The 26541-nt window shown below is 63.4% G+C and carries 22 protein-coding genes; 1 reads left to right on the top strand and 21 read right to left on the bottom strand.

The genetic code is table 11. The annotated features are described in order from the left end of the window. Positions 1 to 171 precede the first annotated feature (171 nt). Positions 172 to 2001 (top strand): hypothetical protein, encoded by a 1830-nt coding sequence (locus F4Y38_05115; GenBank protein MXY48667.1) that lies wholly within the window; start codon positions 172 to 174, stop codon positions 1999 to 2001. Between the two features lie 4 nt (positions 2002 to 2005). On the opposite strand, the gene F4Y38_05120 is transcribed toward F4Y38_05115, so the two are convergent. The 21 genes from F4Y38_05120 to nuoL form a co-directional block, all read right to left on the bottom strand. Then, on the bottom strand, positions 2006 to 4225 hold the full coding sequence (locus F4Y38_05120; protein ID MXY48668.1) for a hypothetical protein: 2220 nt from the start codon (positions 4223 to 4225) through the stop codon (positions 2006 to 2008). Between the two features lie 4 nt (positions 4226 to 4229). Further along, complete coding sequence (locus F4Y38_05125; GenBank protein MXY48669.1) at positions 4230 to 4484, bottom strand: 50S ribosomal protein L27; 255 nt, start codon at positions 4482 to 4484, stop codon at positions 4230 to 4232. A gap of 19 nt (positions 4485 to 4503) precedes the next feature. Then, positions 4504 to 4830, bottom strand: a complete 327-nt coding sequence (gene rplU, locus F4Y38_05130; protein MXY48670.1) for a 50S ribosomal protein L21 — start codon at positions 4828 to 4830, stop codon at positions 4504 to 4506. A gap of 37 nt (positions 4831 to 4867) precedes the next feature. Then, entirely contained in the window at positions 4868 to 6400 is a 1533-nt protein-coding gene (locus F4Y38_05135) for an Rne/Rng family ribonuclease (protein MXY48671.1), read from the bottom strand. Between the two features lie 85 nt (positions 6401 to 6485). Next, on the bottom strand, positions 6486 to 7535 hold the full coding sequence (locus F4Y38_05140; GenBank protein MXY48672.1) for a glycosyltransferase family 9 protein: 1050 nt from the start codon (positions 7533 to 7535) through the stop codon (positions 6486 to 6488). Positions 7536 to 7539: 4 nt separating this feature from the next. Continuing rightward, a complete protein-coding gene (locus F4Y38_05145; GenBank protein MXY48673.1) occupies positions 7540 to 8646 on the bottom strand; it encodes a glycosyltransferase family 9 protein in 1107 nt (368 codons plus the stop codon). 57 nt (positions 8647 to 8703) lie between these two features. Next, a complete protein-coding gene (locus tag F4Y38_05150; GenBank protein MXY48674.1) occupies positions 8704 to 9834 on the bottom strand; it encodes a glycosyltransferase in 1131 nt (376 codons plus the stop codon). Beyond that, complete coding sequence (locus F4Y38_05155; GenBank protein ID MXY48675.1) at positions 9678 to 10466, bottom strand: glycosyltransferase family 2 protein; 789 nt, start codon at positions 10464 to 10466, stop codon at positions 9678 to 9680. The genes F4Y38_05150 and F4Y38_05155 overlap by 157 nt, the downstream gene beginning before the upstream one ends. A 25-nt stretch (positions 10467 to 10491) precedes the next feature. Beyond that, positions 10492 to 11277 (bottom strand): glycosyltransferase family 2 protein, encoded by a 786-nt coding sequence (locus F4Y38_05160; GenBank protein MXY48676.1) that lies wholly within the window; start codon positions 11275 to 11277, stop codon positions 10492 to 10494. A gap of 18 nt (positions 11278 to 11295) precedes the next feature. After that, a complete protein-coding gene (locus F4Y38_05165; GenBank protein MXY48677.1) occupies positions 11296 to 13149 on the bottom strand; it encodes a cation acetate symporter in 1854 nt (617 codons plus the stop codon). Between the two features lie 9 nt (positions 13150 to 13158). Next, complete coding sequence (locus tag F4Y38_05170; protein ID MXY48678.1) at positions 13159 to 13470, bottom strand: DUF4212 domain-containing protein; 312 nt, start codon at positions 13468 to 13470, stop codon at positions 13159 to 13161. 28 nt (positions 13471 to 13498) lie between these two features. Next, complete coding sequence (locus F4Y38_05175) at positions 13499 to 14074, bottom strand: class I SAM-dependent methyltransferase (protein MXY48679.1); 576 nt, start codon at positions 14072 to 14074, stop codon at positions 13499 to 13501. Between the two features lie 26 nt (positions 14075 to 14100). Then, positions 14101 to 15246: a glycosyltransferase family 9 protein gene (locus tag F4Y38_05180; protein MXY48680.1), complete on the bottom strand. Its 1146-nt coding sequence runs from the start codon at positions 15244 to 15246 to the stop codon at positions 14101 to 14103. Between the two features lie 10 nt (positions 15247 to 15256). Further along, on the bottom strand, positions 15257 to 17164 hold the full coding sequence (locus F4Y38_05185; protein ID MXY48681.1) for an ATP-binding cassette domain-containing protein: 1908 nt from the start codon (positions 17162 to 17164) through the stop codon (positions 15257 to 15259). An 18-nt stretch (positions 17165 to 17182) separates the two neighbouring features. Next, positions 17183 to 18334 carry a glycosyltransferase family 4 protein gene (locus tag F4Y38_05190; protein ID MXY48682.1) on the bottom strand — a complete coding sequence of 384 codons (1152 nt, stop codon included), beginning with the start codon at positions 18332 to 18334 and terminating at the stop codon, positions 17183 to 17185. A 103-nt stretch (positions 18335 to 18437) separates the two neighbouring features. Beyond that, positions 18438 to 19424, bottom strand: a complete 987-nt coding sequence (locus tag F4Y38_05195; protein MXY48683.1) for a radical SAM protein — start codon at positions 19422 to 19424, stop codon at positions 18438 to 18440. A 6-nt stretch (positions 19425 to 19430) separates the two neighbouring features. After that, positions 19431 to 20306: a glycosyltransferase family 2 protein gene (locus F4Y38_05200; GenBank protein ID MXY48684.1), complete on the bottom strand. Its 876-nt coding sequence runs from the start codon at positions 20304 to 20306 to the stop codon at positions 19431 to 19433. A gap of 7 nt (positions 20307 to 20313) precedes the next feature. Continuing rightward, the gene (locus tag F4Y38_05205) at positions 20314 to 21333 is read right to left on the bottom strand and encodes a polyprenyl synthetase family protein (GenBank protein ID MXY48685.1); all 1020 of its coding nucleotides are present in this window, start codon (positions 21331 to 21333) and stop codon (positions 20314 to 20316) included. A gap of 77 nt (positions 21334 to 21410) precedes the next feature. Beyond that, positions 21411 to 22886 (bottom strand): NADH-quinone oxidoreductase subunit N, encoded by a 1476-nt coding sequence (locus F4Y38_05210; protein ID MXY48686.1) that lies wholly within the window; start codon positions 22884 to 22886, stop codon positions 21411 to 21413. Beyond that, positions 22883 to 24553: an NADH-quinone oxidoreductase subunit M gene (locus F4Y38_05215; GenBank protein ID MXY48687.1), complete on the bottom strand. Its 1671-nt coding sequence runs from the start codon at positions 24551 to 24553 to the stop codon at positions 22883 to 22885. The genes F4Y38_05210 and F4Y38_05215 overlap by 4 nt, the downstream gene beginning before the upstream one ends. A gap of 48 nt (positions 24554 to 24601) precedes the next feature. Further along, on the bottom strand, positions 24602 to 26527 hold the full coding sequence (nuoL, locus tag F4Y38_05220; protein MXY48688.1) for an NADH-quinone oxidoreductase subunit L: 1926 nt from the start codon (positions 26525 to 26527) through the stop codon (positions 24602 to 24604). Positions 26528 to 26541: the final 14 nt, after the last annotated feature.

Raw genomic sequence — 26541 nt, forward strand, 5'->3', positions numbered from 1 at the left:
CGGCAAGGACTGTCAAGCATCTTTTGCCCCCCTGCCGGCCGGCCTCAGGACAAAGGAGTTGCCGACGATTGGCCGGTCCTTTATATTGACGTGTCTTTTCAACATCGTCCGGAAACATGCGGTCGGCCTGGCTGGCTCAGACGCCGCAAGTCCGTAAGGAGCACTGGCAAGATGGCCTTGATGAAACTACTGAGAGAACGAACCCACGTCGTCATGATCATCCTGGTGATAGCGTTCGTAGGACTGATCGGCCTGGAATGGGGCGCTGACATGACCGGCAGGGGCCCGGGCGGGCAGAATGCCGTAGGTTCGATCAACGGCGAATCCGTGTCCTACGAGGAAATGCGGTTTGAAGTGGAACGCCAGCAGGAAATCGACCGCCAGCAGCAGGGCGGCAGCTTGGACGAATTCCGGCGCCGCGAAATCATCAACGAAGTATGGGACCAGCGTGTAAACCTCACGTTGCTCGAACAGCACATCGGTCAGCAGGGCATCAGCGTAACCGACGCCGAGATACTGGAGGCGATCCGCACGAATCCACCGGAGTACATCAGGCAGCAGGAAATGTTCCAGACGGACGGCGAATTCGACCAGACCAAATATCTCCAGGCGCTGAACGATCCGGCGGTCGAAGGCTGGACGTTTCTCGAAGACCAGTACCGCATGCTGCTCCCCAGGCAGAAGCTCGTCAGCCGCGTGGTGTCGGGCGCCCGCGTAACGGACCTGGAAGTCCGGCAGGCCTTCATGAATCAGAACGAGCGGCTTACGGCCAGATATCTCCTGTTCGATCCGGAAGACCAGGTCGTGGAACCGGAATCGATCACCGATGAAGATATCGCCGTGTACTATTCGGAGCATCCCGAAGCGTTCCTGGAGGACGACCAGGTTTCGATTTCCTACGTCATGATTCCGAAGCAACCGAGCGTGGCCGATTCCCAGCGTGTCGAACGACAGATCAACGAGCTTTACGACCAGCTTGCCAACGGCGCTGATTTCGAAACCCTGGCCAGGGACTTCTCCGAGGACACATCCAACGCCGCCGAGGGAGGAGACCTGGGCTTCTTCGGCCAAAACGCCATGGTCCCGGAATTCGAAGCGGCCGCCTTTGGAACGGCGCCCGGCTCCATTTCGAATCCCGTGAAGACGGAGTATGGCTGGCACATCATCAAGGTGGAAGAGACAGCGGTCAGGGACGGCGAGGAACAGGTTCGCGCGCGCCACATACTCCTGAGGACCATGACCGGACAGCAGACCCTGGGCGAGCTGAACGACCTGGCGAGACAGCTTCAGGCCCGGGCCGTCGAAAGCGGCCTGGAGGATGCGGTCCGCTTCGCCGGCGCCATGCCGGATTCCCTCCGGGTCGAATCCACCGGGTTTTTCGCCGACCGCCCCGACGGGTTCATCCCCGGCATCGGGTACCTGGTCGGCGCGTCGTCTTTCGCCTTCGCATCCGAACCCGGTGAAATCGGAGAGGTGCTGGAGAACACCAGCGGTTTCTACGTCCTTGCGAACGCCGGTGAAAAACCGGCGGGCGTACTGCCCCTCGAGGAAGTGGAACTGCGCATCCGATCGATCCTCGTGCGGAACGGGAAAATGGAACAGGCCAGGCTCCGCGGCGAAGAGGTCCGATCAAGCCTCGCAGGCGGCAACCTGGACGCGTTAGGCGGTGAGATGGCGGACCGGGTCGCCACCACGGATCCCATTACGCGGCAGCAGGCATTCATCCCTCGAATCGGGCAGGATCTGGATTTCATCAGGGGGGCCTTCCAGCTGTCGGAGACCGGCGAGCTCAGCGAAGTCGTAGAAGGGGAACGGGGTTACTACCTCATCCAGCTGGTGGACAGGGAACCGGTCGATGAGACGACCTACGAGATGGTGAAGGAGAACCTGAAACGGCAGTTGCTGATCCAGAAGCAAAATCAACTCTACCAGGAATGGCTTACCAGGCTGCGCGAAGACGCCGTAATCGAAAACAACCTGAGGGATTTCTTCGCCATATAGCACGCTACATAATCAGGTCGCGCATTGCGTAGATGATCCTCCGGGCGCGCATCCTGGTCTCGTACTTCTGCCGCGCCAGACCGCTTCGCGACAGGTTCTCCGCTTTCAACTGGATGTGGAACCTGAAGCACTGGGACGTACCCGACGGCCGCACGGTCAGGTAGTTGAGTCTCTCCTCGTCGAAATAGAACCGAATGCCCTCGTCGGGAAATCCCGGCCACTGGTGCGCGTCCGCGTACTTGCCCGCCACGAAGGTCTCCGATGACCGCACCGGGAGACCGTCCAGCGTAAGGGACGCACCGTCCCGCACGCGTTGTCCCAGCTCCGCGCAACGTCTCAGGATGGCGATCTTCCGCGTCAACCCTTCCAATCCCTTGAATTCTCCCCAACGCGGGACCGGAACGACGTCGGTGGCGAAATACCCGATATCGGGATCCAGGTAAATCTGTTCGTCGATCAGTTCGTATACCGTCGTCCCATGGGACGCGGCATAGGCCGCCACTTCGGCGAGCAGGATCGCGGCGAAGACACCGTCCTTGTCGCGCACGTGGCCGTTGCTTCCCATGGCCGCGGCCTGGGCGGGCGGTCCTCCCAGGATACTGAACCCGTTGCTCTGCTCCAGGCAGCCCACGTTGCAGCGTCGGGGCATGCCCTCCATATCCACGGTCTGATAGACGGTATCTTTGAACCGGGGATCCGACAGGTCGTCGCCCGACCACACCCGTTCCACCGCGTTGGCGATCAGGCCGAACCCGACCCAGGTCTTTACGACGCCGACGCCGTGTTTCCGTGCGATCCGCACCAGTGCGTCGGTCGTGATGTGGGAAAGCACGATGAACGACTCTTCCGGCCGCGGGTGAAACGCCCGCGTGCTCCCGGCGCCGTGCGACAGGCGATACCAGAGCAGCAGAGACCATGCGTCGTCGGCCGACAGCAGCACATGGGACCGGTTGTCGTGGTATTGCCGGAAGGCCCGGGGGACCTTGACCACGAGCCCCGCCCGGTCGGCGTCCGGGTCGGTCCCGATCATCAGGTCGAGCGCCTCCATGGCATCCGCGCCGTACTGTTCGACGTACGCGTCGACGGCGATCTCGGACGCCGTGGGATCACCCGGGTCCGGTTGTTGTTCGGGATGGTCCTGAAAGGCGGGGAAGAGCCCGTTGAGCTCGTTCAACCGGTGGCGGGTTACCGTGTCCACCCGGGTGAAACCGAAATCGCTCAACAGCCGGGGCACCGCCTTTCGTCCGGCCCCGTGAAACGCGCAGTACCCGATTCCGATGGTGGGCGCCCACGACTTCATCATCGCGGCGTCGGAAATGAATCCCCGGATCTGGTCCTGGTACATCCTATGGATATCTACGAGGGGACGGCCGCGATAGTCGAATCCGGCCAGTGGTGCGGCGCCGCCCAGGAACACGAGCTTGTTGCCGTCACGGCGAGGGTCTTCGGGGTGCTCAGGATCGGCCCCGGCGTCATCGAAGTCGAGGAGAGCGACCTGGGACGGCGTCGTTTTACGGATGTAGTCGTTGTAGATGACCGATCGTTCCTGTGGAGAAAACTGCGATCCCGTCCTGGCGGAAAGCTTGTAGCCATTGTATCTGCGGTCGTTATGGCTCGCCGAAATCAGAATGCCCATGTCGGCGCCCAGCGTCGGTATGGCGAAGGTCATTTCAGGGTACGGACAGGCTTCGTCGAAGAGGTAGACTTTCAGCCCCTCCGCGAGGAATACCCCGGATACCAGCCGGGCGAAATCCTGGCCCGCCACCCGGCTGTCATAGCCGATGACGATGGACCGGAGTCCATGGGCGGTCGCGTACTTCGCGACGCCCGTTGACTTCAGCAGGAGAACGATGTTGTTGAGGGTATTCGGCCCCTTGAGGATGGGGGCGTCCATGCCGTCCCGGGCGAGGATCAGCAGTTCTTCGTCCGACATGGCGGCTTTACCGCGTATGCCCGCCGTGCCGAACTTGATCTCGTCCACGTAGGCTTCGACCAGTTCGTCCCACCTGGCCGCTTCGACGGCGCTTCTCAGTCCTTCGCCGAGCCGTGGGGACAACCGGCTGATGTGAGGGTCGGTCAACCAGCGGCGCAGATTCGGAAGCACGTTCAGACGGGCCTGGTCGTAGAGCCCTTCGTCGATCAGCCCGTGGCGGAACTGCTCTTCGAGGAAACCGGAGATCCCGGCTTTCGCCTTCCGAACGACGGCGTCGGCGTCGATCGCCATGGGGTCACCCGTCGGCGATATGGACCTGCGTGCGCTTCTTCCCGTACCGGCGGAACTGGACGATGCCGTCCGTCAATGCGAAGAGGGTGTCGTCGTTGCCGCGCCCTACGTTTTCTCCGGGCAGAATCCGCGTTCCCCGCTGCCGGACGATGATGTTGCCGGCCCGGACGCGCATGCCGTCTCCGGTCTTGACGCCGAGAAACTTGGGGTTGCTGTCTCTCCCGTTGCGGGAACTACCTACACCTTTCTTGTGGGCCATCTGAGAAAATCCTTTCCGGTCAGTTGGATGCGCTTGGGTCGTAGTTGATACCGGTGATTTCGAGCGCGGTATACGGCTGCCTGTGCCCTCTCTTCCGGCGGTAGTTCTTCCGGCGTTTCATCTTGAACACCACGATCTTGGGATGGCGGCCCTGCTCGGTGACTTTGGCCGTCACGGTGGCCCCGGCCACCGTCGGCGTGCCGACCAGCGTCTCTCCGCCGCCCAGGAGGAGCACCTGGTCGATGGTGATCTCGTCTCCCACTTCGGCGGCGATCTTCTCGACCTGGATCGTGTCTCCCTCGTTGACACTGAACTGCTGATCGCCGGATCTGATTACAGCGTACATCTATCTCGCTCCTTGTCCGTTTGGTCCGGTGGTCCGCTTACTTGAACTCGTCGGTCACGTCCAGGTCCCGTTTGCCCGAAAACACGCGGAACTCTTCCACGTGCAGGAACGGGTCTTCCTCGACTTGAAGTTGCATCTTGTACTCGTCCTGCAGGTTCACCAGTTTCTCCCGTCCGTTCTCATGCAGACTCAACGCCACGGTGGGATGCACTTTGAGCTTGAGCTTTCGTTCTCTCAGGCCGGGCTTGGCCCGCTTCAGCCACCGGCCGATCTGGGTGACCATGGTGATGCGCGACATGATGCGGCCGGTCCCGTCGCACACCGGGCACGCCTCGCTGAAGGTGAACAGCAGGCTGGGGCGAATCCGCTGGCGGGTCATCTCGATCAGCCCGAATTCGCTGATCTCCTTGGACATGCGTGTCCGCGCGCGGTCGTGGGACATGGCCTTCTCCATTTCCTGGTGCACCTGGCGCCGGTTCCCGCGGTCTTCCATGTCAATGAAATCGATGACGATGATACCCCCGATATCCCTGAGCCTGAGCTGCCGCGCCACCTCCGCGCAGGCTTCCAGGTTGGTCTGGAATACGGTTTCCTCGTGACCCCTGGAACCCGCGTACCGTCCTGAATTCACGTCGATCGTCACCAACGCCTCGGTGGGTTCGATGAGGATGTAGCCGCCGTTCTTCAGCCATACCTTCCGGTGGAGCGCCTTGCCGATCTCGTTCTCGATCCCGTAGGCGTCGAACACCGGCGCCGTCCCGTCGTACATGTGGACGCGCTCGCGAAGCTGGGGGGCCACGCCCTTGAGATAGGCCAGGATCTCCTTGTATACCGCCTTCGAGTCGATGATCACGCTGTCGATGTCGGGCGTGAACAGGTCCCGTATCATCCCGGACGTCATTTCGACGTCCTTGTGGATCATGGCGGGCGCCGGCGTCTTCCCGACCTCCTTCTCTATAGTCCGCCATGTCCTGGTCAGTTGCTTGAGGTCGTTCTTCAACTCGGAATCCGATTTGCCCAGTGCGGCGGTCCGCACGATGACCCCGAAGTCGTCGTCCTTGAGTTTCCTGGCCAGGTCCCTAAGCCTGCGCTTTTCGTTCCAGTCGTCTATACGCCGGGAAACGCCGACGTAATTGGCATGGGGTACCAGCACGAGGAACCTGCCCGGCAGGGAAATCTGGGAGGTGACCCGCGGTCCCTTGGTGCCGATGGACTCCTTCGTGATCTGGACGACGATTTCCTGGCCTTCCTTGACCATCTCCTGGATCTGGTACTCCCGGTCCTTGCTCCTTCCGGATCCGGAATCCTGGTTCTCGTCGTCATCGAAATCAATCCAGTCGGCCCCACTGGTTACATCCGATGCCTGCAGGAAGGCCGCCTTGTCCAGGCCGATATCCACAAAGGCCGCCTGAATGCTCGGTATGACCGCCGTTACAACGCCCTTGCAGATGTTCCCGACCACGCGTTCGTGTTCCGGGCGTTCGACCAGCAGCTCGACGAGATGGTTATCCTCGAGCATCGCGATGCGCGTTTCGTGCGTGGCCGTCTCAACTATGATGTCTTTCCGCAAATATCAACCTTCTGTATGGTCCCTTAAGCGCCGGTTAACGTAAATGTTCCAAAGTAGTTAAATATAACATTCGGATGGCGTGGTGTCAAGTTCCGACTATTCCGACCGGAATATACGCGCGTATCTTCTCCAGCAGCTCCCCGGGTTCAAGTGTCGTCATGCATATATTGCCGATCGGACACTTGATCCGGTTGCAGCCTAGACAGTCGACGCTTTCCTTCCGCACCACGCCGTGACCGTCGCCCCAGGGCCCCTGTGCGCGGGGGTCGGTGGGACCGAAGATGCCGACGGTGGGAACGTTCAGCGCCGCGGCTATGTGCATCGGCGCGCTGTCGTTGCTGACCAGCAGGCCGCAGCGTTTAAGGAATGCGCCGAGTTCGGCGAGCGTCGTCTCCGGAAGCACGAGGGGGCGGTTGCGCATGGCGCCGGTTACCCGCGCGACGAGCCCTTCCTCGCCCGGACCCCACAGGACCAGGACATCCACGCCGTGTCCATCGATCAGGGCGTCGGCCAGGCGGCCGAAAAACTCGGGCGGCCAGCGCTTGATGGCCCAACCTCCGCCCGGATTCAGACCGATCAGCACGCGCGCGTCCGGGGCGTGCTCACGCAGCCACCGTTCTGCTTTCCCGCCGGCCGTCCCGGGTACGTTGACACGCGGCCGGTCGGTGGTCACCGGGATGTCCAGCGCCTCCAGGGCTTCCAGGTGGAACAGGACCTCGTGCCCTGGCCGGCCGGAGGGCGTAACCACGGTGGTGTAGGCGTGTCGGCGTCCCCGGAAGGCGAAACCGACCCGTTCCGGCGCACCGGTCAGCCAGGTCAACAAGGCGCTGCGGGGATTTCCGAAGAGGTCGAATACGAGATCGAAGCGTCTCTGGCGCAGGTTGCGATAGAACCGCGCCTGTTCGCGCCAGGAACCACGGATGCCCAGGCTTCCCCACCGGCGCAGGGGCAGCACGATGAGTTCGTCCAGCAAGGGATTCCACCGCAGGACGTCGGCGGAAGCCTCTTCCGACAGGAAGGAGAGGCGGGCCCGTGGGAAGCGCCGCTTCAGGTTCTCGATGACGGGCGTCGCCAGGACGACGTCTCCGGTGGCCCGCAGTTTGATGACCAGTATGCGCCTGGGATCTTCGGGCATAGGCCTACTCCGCCGGACGGTTGGAGGTCCCGCGCAGGACGGACTCCGCGGCCTCCAGCACCTGGCACGGCGATATCGATTCGATGCAGGCGACAGGCCGGACACAGTAATCGCGGCCGCAACAGTCGTCCGCACCGGCCTCCAGGGCGACGTGCCCTGCAGCCTGGGAATAGGGAAACCAGATCCGCGGGTTGCTCGGACCGAAAAGGCCGATCGTGGGCGTGCCCACGGCCGTGGCGATATGCATCGGCCCGCAGTCATTGGAAACGAACAGGTCGCACCGCCGGATCAACGCGGCCAACCGGGTCAGCGAAGCGGTTTCCACGACGGGACAGGCGTGGCCCGCCATGTCGGCCAACCCGGTCACGGCCTCCCGCTGCCCCGGTCCCGCGACCAGCAGTACCCGGAGGTTCAACGCTTCGATCATCCGGCGGGCCAGTTCGGCGAATCGGCCCGCGCTCCACGTCTTGGCCGGCCAGCTGGCGCCGGGGTTCAGCGCGGCGATCCGGCGGTCGCCGTCCACGCCCCGCTTCGCGAGCCAGAAATTGGCCCATGCCGCGTCTTCGGCGGAGAAGTGGACCTCGGTGCGGTCGTCATCCACGGGAACGCCGATCGAACGGACCGCATCCAGATAGGCATCCACTACACGAAGCGAAGCCGACCGCCTGATCTTGATATTGTACGCCGCGCCCCTTCCCCTCACGTCATAACCGACCCGGTACCGCGCGCCCGCGGCCAGGGTCAGCAGCGCGCTGCGCGGATTGCCGAAGAGATCGATCACCAGGTCGAAACGGCGCTTTCGCAGATCACGGAGGAAGCCCAGCTGTTCACCGCAGCGCGTCAGCACGGACCGGCCCGGCAGGAGTTCGTCCGGCAGCGCGATCACCTCTTTCAGGTAAGGGTTCCGAGCGAGGACCGCCGCGGGTCCCGCCTCTGCGAGGTAGTAGAGTTCCGCTTCCGCGTAGTGCCGCTTCAACGCCCTGATCACCGGCGTGGTAAGCACCACGTCGCCGATGTAGCGCAAACGGGAAATGAGGATCCGTCTTGCCTTCGGGGCGTCCATAAGACCTCGAGCGTTACTTCTGCGCGGGGTATCCGCTGATCCGGCCATCGGGCGCGACTCTCACCTGGCTTCCCGGAGATCCGCCGATCAGGCCGCATCGCGTGCTCAACTTTCGCGGCCCGCCCACCCGGACGTCGACCCCAGGATCTCGCGGTCGGTTGCTACGGGATCCGGGTCGGATCGCCGCCGCGTCCTCACCCCATCCACGAGGCGCGCCGCGTCCATCAGCGCACGCGGGAAGGTCAGGTCGCCCTTCAGCACCGCGCCGAGGAAACGAGCCATCATCCAGAGGACATGCGACACCAGGTACCTGAGGTCCCGCACGTTGCGCCACACGAAGAGAATCCGGTTTCTCGCGCTGACGCGGTCGATGAAGGCCCGGCCGTGCCGCGTGGCGATCGTCGCGCCGTGTTCGTGGGTGAGCCGGCTTTCCGGTTCATACAGCACGGTCCACCCCCGCAGGTACGCGCGATAGGACAGGTCCAGGTCTTCCGAGTAGAACGGGGCGTACAACGTATCGAATCCGCCCAGTGCCAGGTACTTCGACCGGGATACCGCCATGGCGGCCCCGTTGGCGTAGAGGGTGAGTGCGCGGCCTTCCCGCAGGGACTCACGTTCCGCCCACCTCAGCCGCAGCAGTCCGCAGTGCATGGCGCCCCGCACGAGACCGCCGCCGGGACGCCCGTCCCCGGCCTGGTAGACCCGTGGATTGACGGCGAACACCCGATCGTCACGGAAATGGGAAAGGAGGGGATCCAGGAAGGGGCCGGTGGCGACGACGTCGTTGTTGAGCAGGACCACGACCTCGTGCGAAGCCCGCGACACCCCCGTGTTGCAGGCTGCGGCGAACCCCCTGTTCCCGTCGTGCCTGACCAGGACCGCGTCCGGACAGGTCGCCCACGTCCTTTCGGCCGTGTCGGCCGTGCTCCCGTCGTCCACTACCACGATCTCCGCCCGGTCCGCTGCCCCGTGGTCTTTCAATGAACGCAGGCACCGTTCGACCAGATAGCCCGCATTCCACGTCGGGATCACGATACTGCATCGTTCGCGCTGTGCCATGACTCCATCCGAATCGGCCGTCACTCGGAGGGCTTTGCCGGACCTTCCGCGCGCCCCTCCGCCCCGTTTTCTCCCTGCCAGACCTTGACCAGCCTCAGGAACGAGTAAATCCCCATGCACAGGCTGAAGAGGAGACCGGGAAATCCGTCCCTGTACCCCCTTTTCACGATGTAGCATTTCCAGGCCATGCCGAGGGGGGAAAACACCAGGCGCAGCCGTCCCACGCGCTGTCCCGCCTGGATCCGCTCTTCCGCGTCCACGGAAGTGTATTGGTCGATCCGGGCGATGAAATCGGAGAGCGTGTTGTGCGAATCGTGGTAAAGGTCTTCGTGGATCAGTCCCGGTTCGCCGTGGCCGTTTATCTCGATGTGGGCGTGCGCACCGCCGGTCCAGTACCCCTTGCCGTTTTTGAGGAGTCGGGGCTGGTAGCTTGGGTTGAGCGTTCCGTGCCGGATGGGAAACCGGAGAAAGTGTTCCTGGCGGTGGATCTTGTACCCGTCGAAATCCCCGCCGGACCGCAGCAGGTCTCGGATCCGCGCTTCGAGACCTTCCGTGACGTATTCATCCGCGTCGAGAAAGAGGATCCAGTCTCCCCGGGCCTGCTCCATGCCGAAGTTCCGCTGGTCGGCGAAACCGGACCACGGCCGCTGAAACACCCGTCCTCCGCAGGATTCCGCGATTTCCACCGTGCCGTCGGTGCTGCCGCTGTCCACCACGATGATCTCATCGGCCCAGGAAACCGGGTCCAGGCAGCGCCGGAGCTTGCGCTCCTCATTGTACGTGATCACGACGACGGTCAGCGATTGCATGGGAGACGTCGGTGGATGCGCGGTTTCAGGAGGATCGGCCCCCCGCGCCCGACTCGGCGTCGGCGGAGCCCCGGAGGTGAAGGTGCCAGAGCTTGGCGTACTTGGTGAAAACGTAACAGGCGGAAAGGCCGCACAGGATGAATCCCGGCAGGCCGTCCAGGAAACCTCTACGCAACACGTACATTTTGAACAGGGTAAAAATCGGACGGAAAACCAGATCTGTCAAACGGAAACGCCTGCCCGAGCGGTAGAGCTGGCGGGCGCCGAGACTGGTGAAGCTGTTGAACTTGTCCAGGTAGTGGTGGAGGGTGGGATCGGTATCGTGGATCATGGGGTGCTTCAGGTCGCCGACCGGTCCCCGGATGCGCAGCGCCTCGTGGACCTCGTCGCCGGTGAACCGGGGATCGGCCCCGCGCCGGAAGAGGCGCAGCACGTAGTCGGGGTACCATCCGCAATGCCGGATCCAGTGCCCCAGGAAAAGCGTCTTCCTCGCGATCCGGTAACCGACGCGGTCCCCCTTGTCCATGACGGCGGTGATTTCATCCCGCAGGTCCTGTGGAACGCGCTCGTCGGCATCCAGCCAGAGCACCCAGTCGCCCGTGGCGTGCTCCAGGGCCAGTTGCTTGGTCGGCCCGTAGCCCAGCCACTCCGATTCGACGACACGGTCGGCGTATTGGCGCGCGATGGCGACGGTATCGTCGGTGCTCCCCGAGTCCACGAGCACGATCTCGTCGGCGAACCGCGCGCTCTGCAGGCAGGCTTCGATCCGAGGGGCTTCGTTCCGGGCGATGATGATGACGGAGAGGGACATGGCGCCGGCTCCCGCGGATCAATGTTCCGGTGCCGACTCGATCATCACCGCGGGTCCCGCGTCTTCCGGTTCCCTGACCGAGTCGACCATGGCCTCGATTTCCCTGCCGGGCCTGGGGAAAAGCGGCGTGAGCCCCAGGGTCACGGCGAAGTTGATCAGCATGCCGATCGTCCCGATCCCCTGGGGACTGATGCCGTTGGCGAACAGTCCGAAGGTCCAGGTTTCCATGCCGAAGAATACGCATGCGATGATGTAGAAAGCCGTAAAGCCGATACCGGCCAGGATTCCGCAAACGGCGGGTATCGTACCCACGCGCTTGCTGAAAATGCCCAGTACGATGGCGGGGAAGAAGCTCGCGGCGGCAAGGCCGAAGGCAAAAGCCACCACCTGGCTGACGAAACCCGGTGGGTAGATACCGAATACACCGGCCACGATCACGGCTACGCCAATCACGCTACGGCCCACGGAGAGGCGCTGGCTCTCGCTCGCGTTCGGGCGCAGTACGCGGTAGTACAGGTCGTGGGAAACACTGGACGAAATAACGAGCAGCAGCCCGCTGGCCGTGGACAGGGCCGCCGCCAGACCGCCGGCCGCGACGAGCGCGATGATCCAGCTGGCCAGTTCGGCCATTTCCGGCGTCGCCAGCACGATGATGTCACGGTCCGGACCGGAAAGCCCCCGGGCCCTGAGGGCCGTGCGCCCATCCGCACCCTCCGCGCCGTCCGAATCGAGCCAGGACTGGTGGTCGACCTGTATGGAGGACAGTTCCGTGTGCGACAGGGACCCGCCGCGGAAAATCTCGTTGTCGTAACCGGCCGAATACCGCATGACGCCGTCTCCGTCGTCCATCCACAGGATCAGGCCGGTCTTCTCCCAGTTCTCGAACCAGGACGGAAGTTCCTGAGCAGTCTTCCCGTTCAGGCTGTCGATCATGTAATACCGCGCGAAGGCCGCGGTCGCGGGCGCGGTAAGGTACAGCAGGGATATGAAGAGCAGCGCCCAGAAGGCGCTCCACCGGGCCGCCTTGACCGATTTGACGGTATAGAACCGGACGAGCACGTGGGGCAGGCCCGCCGTGCCCACCATGAGCGCGAGGGCCACGCAGAATACGTTGACCTTGTCCCACCCTCCCACGAAGGTGGCCGTGTAACTGCTGAACCCCAGGTCGGCCTGTATCTGGTTGAGCTTCTCCAGCAGGTATACGCCCGTCTCGCCCGCGATCGAAGGCTCCAGCGTGCTGCCGAGCCCCGCCTGCGGCAGGGGGCTTCCCGTGAGCTTGATGCTGATGGCGATGGCGGGGATCAGAAAGGCGGTGATAAGCACCCAGTACTGGGCGACCTGGGTCCACGTGATGCCCTTCATTCCCCCGAGCGTGGCGTAGATGAAGACAATGGCCATCCCGATGATGACGCCGATATGGATGTCCACCTCGAGAAACCGGCTGAAGACGACGCCCACGCCGCGCATCTGCCCCGCCACGTATGTAAAGCTGATGAAAATGGCGCACGAGACAGCCACCACGCGCGCGAGGTCCGATGCGAAGCGGTCGCCTACGAAATCCGGCACGGTATAGTGGCCGAATTTCCGGAGGTACGGCGCCAGCAGCAGCGCCAGCAGCACGTAACCGCCTGTCCAGCCCATGAGATAGACGCCGCCGGCGTATCCCATGGTGGAAATCAGCCCGGCCATGGAAATGAAGGATGCCGCGCTCATCCAGTCGGCGGCCGTGGCCATGCCGTTGGCCGCCGCGGGGACGCCCCGACCGGCGACGTAGAAGCCCCGGGTGTCCCGGACCCGGGTACGCCACGCGATAAAGAGATAGAGGCCGAAAGAGAGGGCTACAAAGAAATAGGTCCAAGCCTGTACCGACATCGCCCGCGCCTACCCTTCCTGTCTGGTGGTTTCGAGTTCCCGGCGGTGCCGGTTGTCCAGGCGGTTCATGTACAGGCAGTAAGCCAGTATGAGCAACACGAAGACGATGATGCTGCCCTGGTGGGCAAACCAGAACCCCAGGGGGAAGCCGGTGCCGGATATGCGATACGCGTTGAGCGTGTCCGCGAACAGGATGCCGGCCCCCAGTCCGGCCAGGGCCCACAGCCCGAGCAGCACGGCCATGATCCGTATGTTGGCCCGCCAGTAGCGGCGCAGCGCCGCGGCGGCCCTGCTGCCGGCGGTGTCCGTCGAATCAGACATGCAGGTCCTCCGGTTCATCCCATTCCGTTCAAGGCTTGACCACGGTCAGCCTCGCCTCCACGTACATGCCGGGGAAGATGAACGCGAGGTATTTCTCCCATCTGCGGGGAGACCAGTTGGCGAGCAGGCTGATGCCCAGTACCCGGTAGACGTCGCTGAAGATCAGCCTGCATTCGTCCATTCGAAACCGTCCGTCCCGGCACATCTGGGTAATCGTCACGTAGCCGAAGTGATGATAGTGCGTCAGGTCGCCATAGGACAGCTGCGAAGAGTAGTGGGGCGTGACGATGCGGATCGAAGCCCCGGACCGCGCGATACGGTACACCTCGTCCATGGCCCGGGCCGGCTGGAGGATGTGCTCCAGGATATGGGACATCTCGACGTGATCGAATTGTGCGTCGTCGAAGGGATAGGGGTAGTCGTCCAGGCTGTGCACGACGTCCACGTGCGCCGCATCGTTGATGTCCAGGCCGACGGCCCCTTCCAGCTTCCCGAATGGTCCGCAGCCCAGATCGAGTTTGGTCGCCATGTTCACCCGTTCCCGTGCCATGGAGGCGTTCGCCTGAGCGGGCAACATGGTATGGGCGGGCAGGGGTCGTGTCAAGTGAATAAGGCCGTCACGGGCCGGGTTCAGATCCGGATGATATCGCCCGTTTCGCCGCTGCCGGAACCGTCGAGCATGGCGGAGATTTCGCGGTACACGCGATCCGGCGGGATCTCCTCGATCCGTTGACTGGCCGCGTAGAAGGCGCGGTGCCGTCGGCCGGGCGGTTTCCAGTAGGCCGGATCGCTGGTGGCGTGAAAGGACAGGGTCGGCGTCTCCACGGCGGCGGCCAGGTGGAGGACCCCGGTATCGTTGCATACGAGCAGGTCCGCGGCGCGTATCACACCGGCGACCTTCCTCAGCGACAGGGGCGGTGCGCCGTGCAACGGAGCGGATGCCGCTTCGCGCAGCGCACGCAGCAGTCCTTCTTCTCCCGGCGCGGGGATGACCAGGATCCGGACGGAGCGCCGGGCGGCCAACGCATCGCAGACGCGGGCCAGCTGCTCCACGGGGTATCGCTTCCTCGCGTCCCCGGTGCCGAAGTGGACGGCGACCACGGGGCCTCCGAGCTTCCCGGGATCCCCGTCCAGGCCATCGATCACCGCCCGGCCGGCCGCCCGTTCTTCCGCGGTCATGGTGTAACGGAAAGACAGGTCGTCCGTATCGGCACCCACGTGCCGCACCACGTCGAGGTTCCGCTGGATCTGGTGCCTGGGTTCGGGACGCACGGGCACGTTGATCGTGTAGAACGGATTGTGGTCGAGGTGGTCGAAGGTGGGTGTTTCGGGTCCCATGACCACGGAAGCGCCCGAAAGCCAGGCGATGAGGTCGCTGGACAGGGAATGGGAAACCGTGTTGAACACGACGGCGAGGTCGACGGGATCGCGCATGAGATCGACGAAGGACCGGATGTCCCGGGGCCGCCAGCGGAAACCGGATTCGTGGAACAGCAGGACCTCGTCCACGTCCGGATTGTTCCGGGCCACGGGGTACAGGTAGGCACGGACCACCAGGGTGAGGCGCGCGGCGGGAAACCGCGCCCGCAGCGCATGGATCGCCGGGGTGGTCAGCAGAAAATCGCCGAACTGATCGTGTTGCCGGATAATCAGGATCCGGCCGATGCGATCGGGATCGACCTCCCCGGGCGGTGCGCGGCGATTGCCCAGGGGATGGCTGGCCAGCCATCTGAGCACCCGGGTCTTGAGCCGCTTTTCGATAGGATACCACATCATCGGCCGTCCGTTATTCCGCCACCGGTTCCTGGTCCCGGAACTGCAGGTTGTAGAGCTTCCTGTACAGGCCGTCTTCCTGGATCAGCGACCCGTGGACGCCGGACTGGACGATCCGGCCGCGGTCGACCACGACCACACGGTCCGCCTTCTGAACCGTCGAAAGGCGATGGGCGATGACCAGGGCCGTCCTGCCCTTCATCAGCCGGTCGATGGCCTCCTGGACCAGCAGCTCGGACTCGGTGTCCAGGCTGGAGGTGGCCTCGTCGAATATGAGGATCTGGGGATCCTTCAGGATGGCCCGGGCGATGGCGATGCGCTGGCGCTGCCCACCGGAAAGCCGCACGCCCCGCTCCCCGAGAAACGTATCGTACCCATCGGGCAACTGCTCGATGAAGGCGTCTGCGTTCGCGGCGGCCGCGGCGGACTGTATCCGGTCCAGGGGCATGTCCGCGACGCCGTAGGCGATGTTGTTGCGGACCGTATCGTTGAAGAGGATCACGTCCTGGGTTACGATACCCATTTTCTCCCGGAGGGAGGCCACGGTGACCGTACGCAGGTCTTTCCCGTCTATTTCGATGCGCCCCCCGGTCGGATCGTAGAACCGCGCGACGAGATCCACCAGGGTGGACTTGCCGCCGCCGCTGGGTCCCACGAGCGCCACGGTCTCGCCCGACCGGACCACCAGGTCGATATCTTCCAGGGCTGGGTCGGAGACCGTATCGTACCGGAAATGAACGCGATCGAGCCGGATCTCCCGCCGCAGGTCGGGCAGTGGGACCGCGCCGGGAGCGTCCGTGATCTCCGGGGCCGTGTCCATCACGGAAAACACGCGGTCCGCGGCGGCAATCCCTTCCTGGATCCGGTTGTGCACCTGGCCGAGTTCCTTGACCGGTTTCATCATGGAAAAGAGGGCCAGGAAGAAGGTCAGGAAGTCCTCGGGCGCCAGCAGGCCGCCTTCCAGCACCTGCCGCCCGCCGTACCAGAGGATCGCCAGGCCCACGGCGCTGCCCAGGATCTCCGTAATGGGGCTGGCCAGGTTGTGCATGTGGGTCAGGCGGAGCAGCGTGTGGAAGTAGTGTTGCGTCTGCCGCTTGAACTTGCCGATTTCGAAGGACTCCATGTTGAAGGCCTTGACCACCCGCACGCCGGCCACGGTCTCCTGGAGCGTAGAGGTCAGGTCGGCCATGGCCTCCTGGGAAGCCGTGCTGCTCCGGCGAAGGCGCCTGCCCACCGTGGTGATGACGAGGACGCTCAGGGGAAGCAGGACCAGGGAGACCAGCGTCAACTGCCAGCTTAGGATCAGGAGGATCGCGAGGAAGACCACGACCAGCATGGGCTCCTTGATCAGCGTGCCGAAGGCGGCCGAAATGGTGCCGTTGATCTTCATGACGTCGTAGGACACGCGGGAGATGAGCTCCCCCGTGCGTTCCCGGTGGAAATAGGACAGGGAAAGGCGGTGCAGATGGATATACAGGTGGTTCCTGATGTCTTTGATGACCCCGTTCTCGGCGTAGGCCATCAGGTAGGCCTGCAGGTAACTGCTGATGTTCTTGAGCAGGAGGATGAACAGGATGATCAGGCAGAGGCGCTCCAGGGTTGCCTGCTTGGTCGGCCGCCTGATCAGGTCGTTGGTGCGTTCCTTCAAGGTCTCGCGCAGGCCCGTCATCCCGGTGCGCTGTTCCAGCCGGTTCGCCGAATCCTGCGCCACACCGAGCTGCCCGCCCTGCCCAGGCTGTCCGGACTGCCCGTCCTGAACCGTCTGTACGGTTTCCTGACCGAAGAGGGTCTGCAGAAAGGGCAGGGCCACCCAGACCGTGGCGCTGCTGGTCAGCGCGAAACAGGCCATGCATACCATGGCGCCGGCCATGAAATACCAGTAGGGTTTTACGTATGAAAGTACTCGGAGATACAGATTCATGGGGGGTAGGGATGGGGTTCAGGCGGGAGAGGCCATTGAGGCGGCGTAGAGCGCTTCCACCCGGTTGGTCATGGCGTCGAGATTGAAGCGTGCCCTGGCCCGTGCGCGACCGGTCTCCGCGATACGCGCGCGAAGACGCTCGTCCATCAGCAGCGATTCGACCGACCGCGCAAGCCCCACCGCGTCGCCTCCCTGGAAGACCAGACCCGTTTCGCCGTCCTCCACGGTGTCCAGCGTGCCGTCCGACCGGGTCGATACACAGGCCACGCCCATGGCCATCGCCTCGATGACCGTCGCGCCGAAACCCTCTGCTCTCGAGGGAAATATAAAAACGTCCATGGCGTTCAGCAAGGCGGGAATATCACGCCTGAATCCCGTGAACAGCACGGTTTCATCGAGACCGAGTTCGCGGGCCTGTCGAACGATTCCGTCGTGGTACGCTTCCTCGCCGTAGCTCGCCTCGCCCACCACGACGAACCTCAGGGACATCTCCGGATGGCGATCCCGGAGCATCCGCGCGGCTTGAAGGAACTCCTCGAAGCCCTTCCCCGGAGACACGCGGCCCACGGTCCCCACCAACAGGGCTTCGGAGGCAATCCCGAGCGATATTCTCGTGTCTTCCCGGTCGTAGCGGGCAGGATCGAACCGTTCCAGGTCCAGGGCCGGATGGACCGTCACCACGCGGTCTGGCGGGACGGGACAGGTCTCCCGCACGTTCCTGTTCAGCGTCTCCGATACCGTGATGACCCGGGAAACGCGCCGGTACAGCCAGCGGTGCAGCGGGTCCTTCTTCGTTACGTAGGAACCGACGTGCTTGGTGAGCAGAAGCGGTCCGTCGAATCCCGCCAGCCGTGCGGCGGGCACGGCCTGCCAGAGGTCGCGGGACAGGTGGAGATGGAGGACGACGGGCCGAAAGCGGCGGATGCAGCGCCGCAGCGCGCAGGTCGACAGGGGGTTCACGTAACCGCCGATGGGGACGGTTTCCACCGTGAAGCCTCGTTCACGGGCCTCGCCGGCAATCGATCCCTTGGGATGAAGCACCAGGCGCACGTCGTGACCGCGATCCCGTAGTTTTCCCGACAGGATCGGAACGTGCATCTCCGTGCCGCCCCAGGCCAGGGAGGAGCATACCTGCAGGATGCGCGCGGGTGCCATGCTGGCCATGGCCATCCTCTAATCGATGGAGTCGGGGATCGGGATCGGATCGGGGACGATTACGGATATCCAGGCGGGTCCGCCGGCATCACTACCGCCGGCATCGCTTCCGCCGGCATCACTTCCACACCTGGTGCCAGGCGCATTCAGTCTGGAAGATGTAGTTGTTGCACTGGCTGCAGATCTCGAGTTCGTCATACCGGTTCTCGATCATCTTCTGGCGGATCTCCTGGATCGGCGCACCGTTCCAGACTTCCCTGATCGACTGCTTCGAGACGTCGCCCACTTCCACCTTGAAGTCGAAGTCGAGACAGCAGATGGACACCCGGCCGTCGTTCGCGATAACGAACTCCTCCCACGGATGCTTGCAGGGGAAGGTGAAACCGCCGGTGGCCGATGCCTCGGCCTGGTCGCCCACATTCTTGTCTTCCACGCTGCCCGTCCAGGTCGTGTAGCTCTGCACGACCACGTGGTCGGCGATGGGCTTCCAGAGCTCCCGGAACGCATCGATCTCGTGTTGGGTCTCGGCCATGTTGATGATGGTCACCGTGATTTCCGGCGTCTTGCTGCGGACGGACCGTTTCAGTTCCATCAGGTACCGCGCGTTCTCCACCACCTGTTCGTAGTCGAGCCCGACGCGCACCGCCTCGAAGGTCTCCGCCGTCGCCCCGTCGATGTCGATATTGATCTTGTCCAGCCCGCAATCGATGAGCTCCCGCGCCTTCTGCGGTGTGATGAGGGAACCGTTGGTGCTCACGCTGACCGGCACGCGGGGCAGCTTTTGCTTCGTATACGCGATCATGTCGACGAGCTTCTTGTTGATGAAGGACTCCCCGAACATGAAGGGTTGTATGAGCCGGATGTACCGGGCGTTATCGGCACATTCGTCGATGATCTTGCGGTACAGGTCCATGGACATGTTGCCCTTCTTGCGGCTCAACAGCTCCCGCGGGCACATGATGCAGTCGGCGTTGCAGTAACTCGACCCTTCGATGCTGATCACTTCCGGAAACCGCAGTTTCCGCGCAACGATGGCATTGCGCAGGACACGCTGAACCGGCTCGTACCGGGACGCCGTCCTGTAAAGGGAGTCTTTAAGGCCCATCGGTGGTCAGCCGTCCTTCCAGTTGAATTCGTCGTCGCCACCCCGGATCAGCCGGTTGTAGCCCGGTTGCCGGGTCCGTACCTCTTCGGTTCGTATGGGCGGGAACATCCGGCCGCCCCGCTTCCTGTACATCCCGTATTCCCAGGTCTTCGCGTACCCGGACATGACCGATACCGATGAGAGCAGGCAAAGCAGAAGTCCTTGCATCCCATCCAGATATCCTCTTTTCATCACGTACAGCTTCCAGAACGCGCCCAGGGGTGCGAGGGCGATGTGCACCCAGGTTATCTTCCGGTCCGGCCGCGCTTTCAATCGGTTCCTCACCTCGATCGACGTGTACTCGTTCAGCTTCTCGATATACTGGTACAGGCTGGTATAGGCATCGTGTACCAGCGGTGCATCGAGGCGGCCCGTGGTCCCGTCGACGACGAAGGTCTCGTGGACCTGGGTCCGTGTGACCCTAGTCTTGCTCCGGCGGAACAGCCGGAGCGGCCGGTCGTCTCCCCAGCCGGCCGCATGGCGAATGTGCCGGGAGAGGAAGTAGTTTTCCCTGGGCATATGATATCCGTCGCAGGGCGCGGAAGCATCGAGCAGGCTTCTGATCTCCGACTCAAGCGGCTCGCTGAGCCGCTCGTCCGCGTCCAGGTTCAACACCCATTCGGAAACCGCCCGGTCCAGTGCCTGCTGCTTCTGCCGTCCGCTGCCGTGCCGGTCTTCGTGATACAACCGGACCTTGTCGTGGCCGTTGCAGATCTCAACCGTCAGATCGGTGCTTCCGCAGTCCACCACCACTATTTCGTCCACCCAGGATACGCTTCGCAGACAGGTATCGATATGCGGTTCTTCGTTATAGGTAATGACGATTACGGATATCGTATCCATACCTGCGTCATCGATCCCGTTCTATAGCGTAGTCGACCATGTTCAGGAGCGCTTCCTTCGCCCGGTTCTCCGGCTCGTCGCCGAGGATCCGCTTGGCCTCCTCCGCGTAGGACAGCGCTTTGCCCTTCGCGTAGCGGATGCCGTCGTGGGCGTGGACGAACTCGACGATCTCGTCGCAGAGCCGGTCGCTCCATTCCTCCTTCAGTAATTGCTCCACGCGCCTGTTACCGTCGGAGGAAGCGTTCCTGAGGGCATGGATCAGCGGCAGCGTGACCGTCCCTTCCCGGAAGTCGTTTCCTCTCGGTTTACCGATGACGTCTTCGTCCCCTGTGAAATTCAGGATATCATCGGTAATCTGGAAAGCCATGCCGAGTTTCTCGCCGAAATCGCCGAACCGGCAGGCCGTCTCGACCGAACGGCTTGAAAGGTATGCACCGGAATCGCACCCGCACGCGATGAGTGAGGACGTTTTGTTGCTGATGATGCGGTAGTACTCCGCTTCGGTCGTCCGGATGTTGAACCGGCGGATGGCCTGGTGCAACTCGCCCTCGGTCAACCGTTCCACGCATGCCGCGATCTTCGCCGTTATCCGCGAACAGTCGAGTTTCGCAATCAGCGTCAATACCCTGGCGATCACATTGTCGCCCATCAGCACCGAGACGTGGTTGTCCCATTTGGAATTCAGCGTGGGCAGACCGCGGCGCGTGGTCGCGCGGTCCACCACGTCGTCGTGAATCAGCGTCGCGGTGTGGCAGAGCTCGATGATGAACGCCGCCAGCATGGTCTCCCGGCACGGCGTACCGTATGCCGAGGCGGAAAGGAATACCAGCGCGGGTCTCAGCCGTTTGCCCTTGGTGCGAACCAGGTGGGCCCAGATCTGATTGATGACCTCCACGTCGGACCGGGAGATCTCGCTGATCTTCTGCTCAAACTGGTCGAGATGGCCCTGGACCGGCGCGCTGATGGTTCGGAAGTCTATGAATGCCCTCCGGTTGGCTGGCGTTGGCGCCCGCTGAAATACCTGAATATATGGCGTAAAACTGTCCGGAAGTCAACCCAATTCGCAGTTGCCGGCCATGGGTGAAAGCGGCGGAACGGCCCGGCTTACGGCAGCGTCATGACCGCCCGCTCGGCCAGTTGAAGCAATTCGGAGGGGAAAACGCCCACGGCCAGAATGGCCAGGGCGGAGAGGCAAAGCGCGGTCATGCCGGTGTAGGACAGGCGGCCGGCCGCTTCGGCCGGCGCTTCGGCCGCGGGCCGCATGTACATCCATACCACGACGCGGAGGTAGTAGTACAACGACACGCCGCTGAAAAGCAGGCCGATCACGGCCAGTTCGACGTATCCTCCGTACACCAGTGCGCTGAATAGGTAGAACTTGGCCATGAACCCGGCCGTGGGCGGAATACCGGCCAGGGAAAACATGACCACGGCCATGACCGCGGCGACGAGCGGACGGCGGCTGCCCAGGCCGGCCAGGTCGTCCAGGGTCGCGCAGGGAATCCCGCGGGCGGCAAGCACGGCCAGCACCCCGAAGGCGCCCAGGTTCATCGCCGTGTACACGATCAGGTAGAAGACGATGCTCGCGCTGCCGTCCTGGCTGTCGGGGCTGACCGCCATAAGCGGCAAAAGCATATAGCCGGCATGGGCGATGCTCGAGTAGGCCAGCAGCCTTTTCAGGTTCGTCTGGACCAGCGCCACAACGTTGCCGACGGCGATCGTGAGGACCGCCAGCACCGAGATCAGCGGGATCCATTCCATCTGAAGGCCGGGAAAGACCGAACCGAGCAGCCGGATCAACACCACGAAGGCGGCCGCCTTGGAACCGGTGGACAGAAAGGCCGCGACGGGCGTGGGCGCGCCCTGGTACACGTCCGGCGTCCAGGCATGGAACGGGACCATGGAGATCTTGAAACCGATCCCGACCAGGAGCAGGCCCAATCCCCCGAGCAGCAGGAGATTCACGGCGTCGCTGCGTTCCTCGCCCAGCGTGCGCGCGATGGCGTCGTATTCCGTGCTGCCGCTCGCGCCGTAGAGCAGGGCCATGCCGTAGAGAATGAATCCGCTGGCGAAAGCACCCAGCAGGAAGTACTTCAGTGCCCCCTCGTTCGAGCCGGCGTCCCGCTGTTCGAAGCCGATCAGCACGTAAAGCGAAATGGAGAGTACTTCCAGGCCCAGGAAAAAGGTGAAGAGGTCGGTGCTCGCCGCCATCATGCTCATGCCGGACACGGCGTAGATGAGCAGCGCGTAGTACTCCCCGCGGTCGATCGAACGGGCTTCGGCATAGGAGATGGAGATCAGTACGGTCAACACGGCGCCGGCGATGAATACCAGGGTGGCCACCAGGCTGAAGTCGTCCATCACCATCATGGACGATGTATCCGAGAAGGCGACGGGTCCCCGGTCCAGCTGGTTCACGGCAACGACGCCGGATACCGCGAGGAGCAGCAGGGAAAGGTACGGGATCCCCTTGCGAAACCGTTCGAACAGGCCGATGATCAGGACCACGGTCGCGGCGGACACGAGAACGATCTGCGGCATCACGGCGTAGAGGTTTATGGCGGGCAGGGCCGTATTCATCGCGTATCCTGGCTGATTTCAAGGGTTGCGTCCGGACCGGCCGTACCACCCTGGTCGGACAGTCCACTCGGACCGGCCGTACCACCCTGGTCGGACAGTCCACTCGGACCGGCCGGATCCGCCGGAATCGGTGGTGTCTCGATGGACGCAGGGGTCATACCGGCCGGCGGCGTCTCGATGGACGCAGAGGTCATCCCTGCCGGCGGTGTTTCGGCGAGACGGTGGGTCTGGACCAGCAGCTTCTGCACCGAAGCCTCCATGGTCCTCAAGAAAGGATTCGGATACACGCCGATCCAGATGATGAAGAGGGTCATGCAGGCAAGCACGGCCGTCTCTCTGAAGGAAAGGTCCCTGATCCCCCGGTTCTCCTCCTTCGTCACTGGGCCGAAGACCACCTTGCGGTACATCCTGAGCATGTAGACGGCCGCGAGGATGATCCCCGTGGCCGCGACGGCCGCGATCAGGATGTTCTGCTGGAACACGCCGACCAGTATGAGAAACTCCCCGACGAAACTGCTCAGGCCCGGCAGGCCCACGGAAGCCAGGGTAAACACGAGCAGGAAAGCGGAGAACACCGGAATCGTGTGCCAAAGCCCGCCGTACGCTTCCATGTCCCAGGTGTTCCGGCGCTGCACGAGCATCATGGCGGCCAGGAACAGTCCGCCCGTGGACAACGCCAGGCTGACGATGTGGACGACCGCGCCCTGGATACCGTGCTGGTTCAGTGCGAATACGCCCAGCACGACGAACCCCGCGTGACTGATCGTCGAATAGGCGATCATCCGCCGGATATCCGATTGCGCCAGGGCGATCAGCGCGCCGTAGACGATCCCGGCCGCCGCCACGGCGCACATCAGGGGCGCCAACTCGGTAAGGGCATCGGGAAACAGCGGAAGGGTCAGGCGAATGAACCCGTAGGCCGCCATCTTGACGAGTACGACGGCGAGGACGATGGCATCGGGCAGCCATGTGTGAAAGGGCACCATGGGCACCTTCACCGCGAAGGCGGCGATGAAGGCGAGGGCGAGCCAGAACTGGACTTCCGGAGGTATGGACAACTGGTAAAGCGCCGCCATCTCGAAAGTGAGGACGTCATGGGCCTGGTGGTGGAGAAAGGCCAGCGTGATGACCGCGGCCAGCATGAGCAGGCTACCGAACACGGCGAACAGGAAGAACTTCAGGGCCGCCCGGACGCTGTTTTCATAACCCCAGATGCCGATCAGGAAGTACATGGGGATCAGCATGCCTTCCCAGAAGAGGAAGAACAGGAACAGGTCGAGGGAGAAGAACACGCCCATCAGGGTGGTTTCCATCAGGAGCATGAAAACCTGGTAGGCCCGGACCCGCTTACTCACGATCGTCCAGGTGCCGAGCAGGGCCAGGGGCCACATGAGCGCGGTGATCCCAGCGAGGAGGATGCTGATCCCGTCCGCCCCGACGTGATAGGACACGCCCAGGGATTCGATCCAGGGCATGCGCTCCTCGAACTGCGGTTCGCCCAGGTGCGTCTCGAAGGCGCCGAAGCACACTGCGAAGAGGACGAGCACCAGGGCCGAAACGCCGAATCCCACCCACCGGGCGGCCGTGTCCCCTTTGACGAAGAGGAGCAGGACGGCGCCCAGGACCGGCAGCCAGATGATGAGAGACAGGTAAGGCAGTTCCGTCATGTACAGTTCCTTCGGTTCCTTCAGTTCCTTCGGGTTTGCGGTCCCAGGTTACGGTCCCAGGTAACCGGTGATGTAGGCGAACACCACGAGCGCGCCGACGACCATGATCAGCGCGTAGTTCTGAACGACCCCCGTTTGCGTATACCGAATTGCGTTCCCCACGCTGCGTACCGTGAGCGCGGCCAGGGTCAGCCCCCCGTCGATGACCGCGGAATCCAGGATGCGCCAGCATGCCCAGGCGATCTTCCTCACTGGCCCCACGATGAAGGTGTCGTAGATCTCATCCACGTAGAACTTTTCCAGTGAAAGCGTATACAGCGCCCGCGGCACCAGGCGGTCGAAAACCCTGTTGCCGCGAACATACCCGGTGTAAGCGCCCCAGATACCGGCCGCGGCCACCAGCAGGGCCAGGACCATCAGGGCCAGTTCGACGCTCGCGGAGGGAACCTGCGCCTCCGGCAGCCCGGAGAACACCGGCGCGAGGAATCCGCCGAAACGGTCCATGCCCGACGCGAACACGTGGGGGATGCCGATGAACCCGCCCACGGTGGAAAGAACGGCCAGCAGCACCAGCGGTATGGTCATGACGCGAGACGATTCGCGGACTTTCTCGGTTTCGTCCCGGCTCAGCCGGGTCTCGCCGCCAAAGGTCATGAACAGCAACCGGAACATGTAGAAGGCGGTCATGGCTCCGGTGGCCAGGCCGACCACCCACAGCACGGGGGCGTTGACGAAAGCGCCCAGCAGGATCAGGTCCTTGCTGAAGAAACCCGCGAAGGGCGCGATCCCCGCGATGGCCAGGGTCGCCAGCAGCATGGATTTGTAGGTCACCGGCATGAGATCGCGGAGCCCGCCCATGTTGCGGAGGTCCTGGGGGTCCCTACCCTTCTCCAGGGCGTGTTCCAGCGCGTGTATGACGCTGCCCGCGCCCATGAACAGCAGGGCCTTGAAGAACGCGTGGGTGACCAGGTGGAAGATCCCGGCGGTGAAGTAGCCGACGCCGCAGGCCAGGAACATGTACCCCAGCTGGCTCACGGTGGAATAGGCCAGGACGCGCTTGATGTCGTACTGGGTCAGGGCGATGTACGCGGCGAAGATGGCCGTGACCGCGCCGACGACGGCCACGACGGTCATGGCCGTGGCGGACTGGGCGAAGAGCGCGTGGCACCGGGCGACCATGTAAACGCCCGCGGTCACCATGGTGGCCGCGTGGATCAGCGCGCTGACCGGCGTGGGGCCTTCCATGGCGTCCGGCAGCCAGACGTGGAGGGGCACCTGGGCGGACTTGCCCATGGCCCCGATGAAGAGCAGCAGGGTGACGGCCGTGATGACCGGGGCGAGCACGGCCGGGTCCGCCGCGAACACGTCGGCATAGGTGAGCGAGCCTGCGTACAGGAAGATCAGGAGCAGGCCCAGGATGAAGGCGAAATCGCCGATGCGGTTCACCACGAAGGCCTTCATGCCCGCGTTCGCGGCGGACCGCCTTTCGCACCAGAACCCGATCAGCAGGTAGGAACAGAGCCCGACCCCTTCCCAGCCGACGAACATCAGCAGGAAGTTGTTGCCCATCACGAGGATGAGCATGGCGAACATGAACAGGTTCAGATAGGAGAAATACCGGACGCAGCAGGCGTCCTTGCCCATGTAGCCGATGGAATAGACGTGGATCAGCAAACCGACGCCCGTCACCACCAGCATCATGACCGTCGAAAGCGGATCGACCAGGAAGGCCACGTCCACCGCGAAGGTGCCCGACGTGATCCACGAGTAGACGACCACGTCGACGCTGCGTTCCCCGTCCGGCAGTCCGATGAGCTGGAGGAAGACGCCCAGCGCGAACAGGAAGGACAAGGCCACCGTGGCGCACGCGATCATCCCGGATACGCGGGGGTTCCGGTTGAAGAATACGTTGATGAAGGCCCCAAGGAGGGGCAGGAAAGGGATCAGCCAGACGTAACTGAAGGATTCGGTCATGGGGTTCACGCAGG

The organism is Gemmatimonadota bacterium, from assembly GCA_009838645.1.
Lineage (GTDB): Bacteria > JAAXHH01 > JAAXHH01 > JAAXHH01 > JAAXHH01 > JAAXHH01.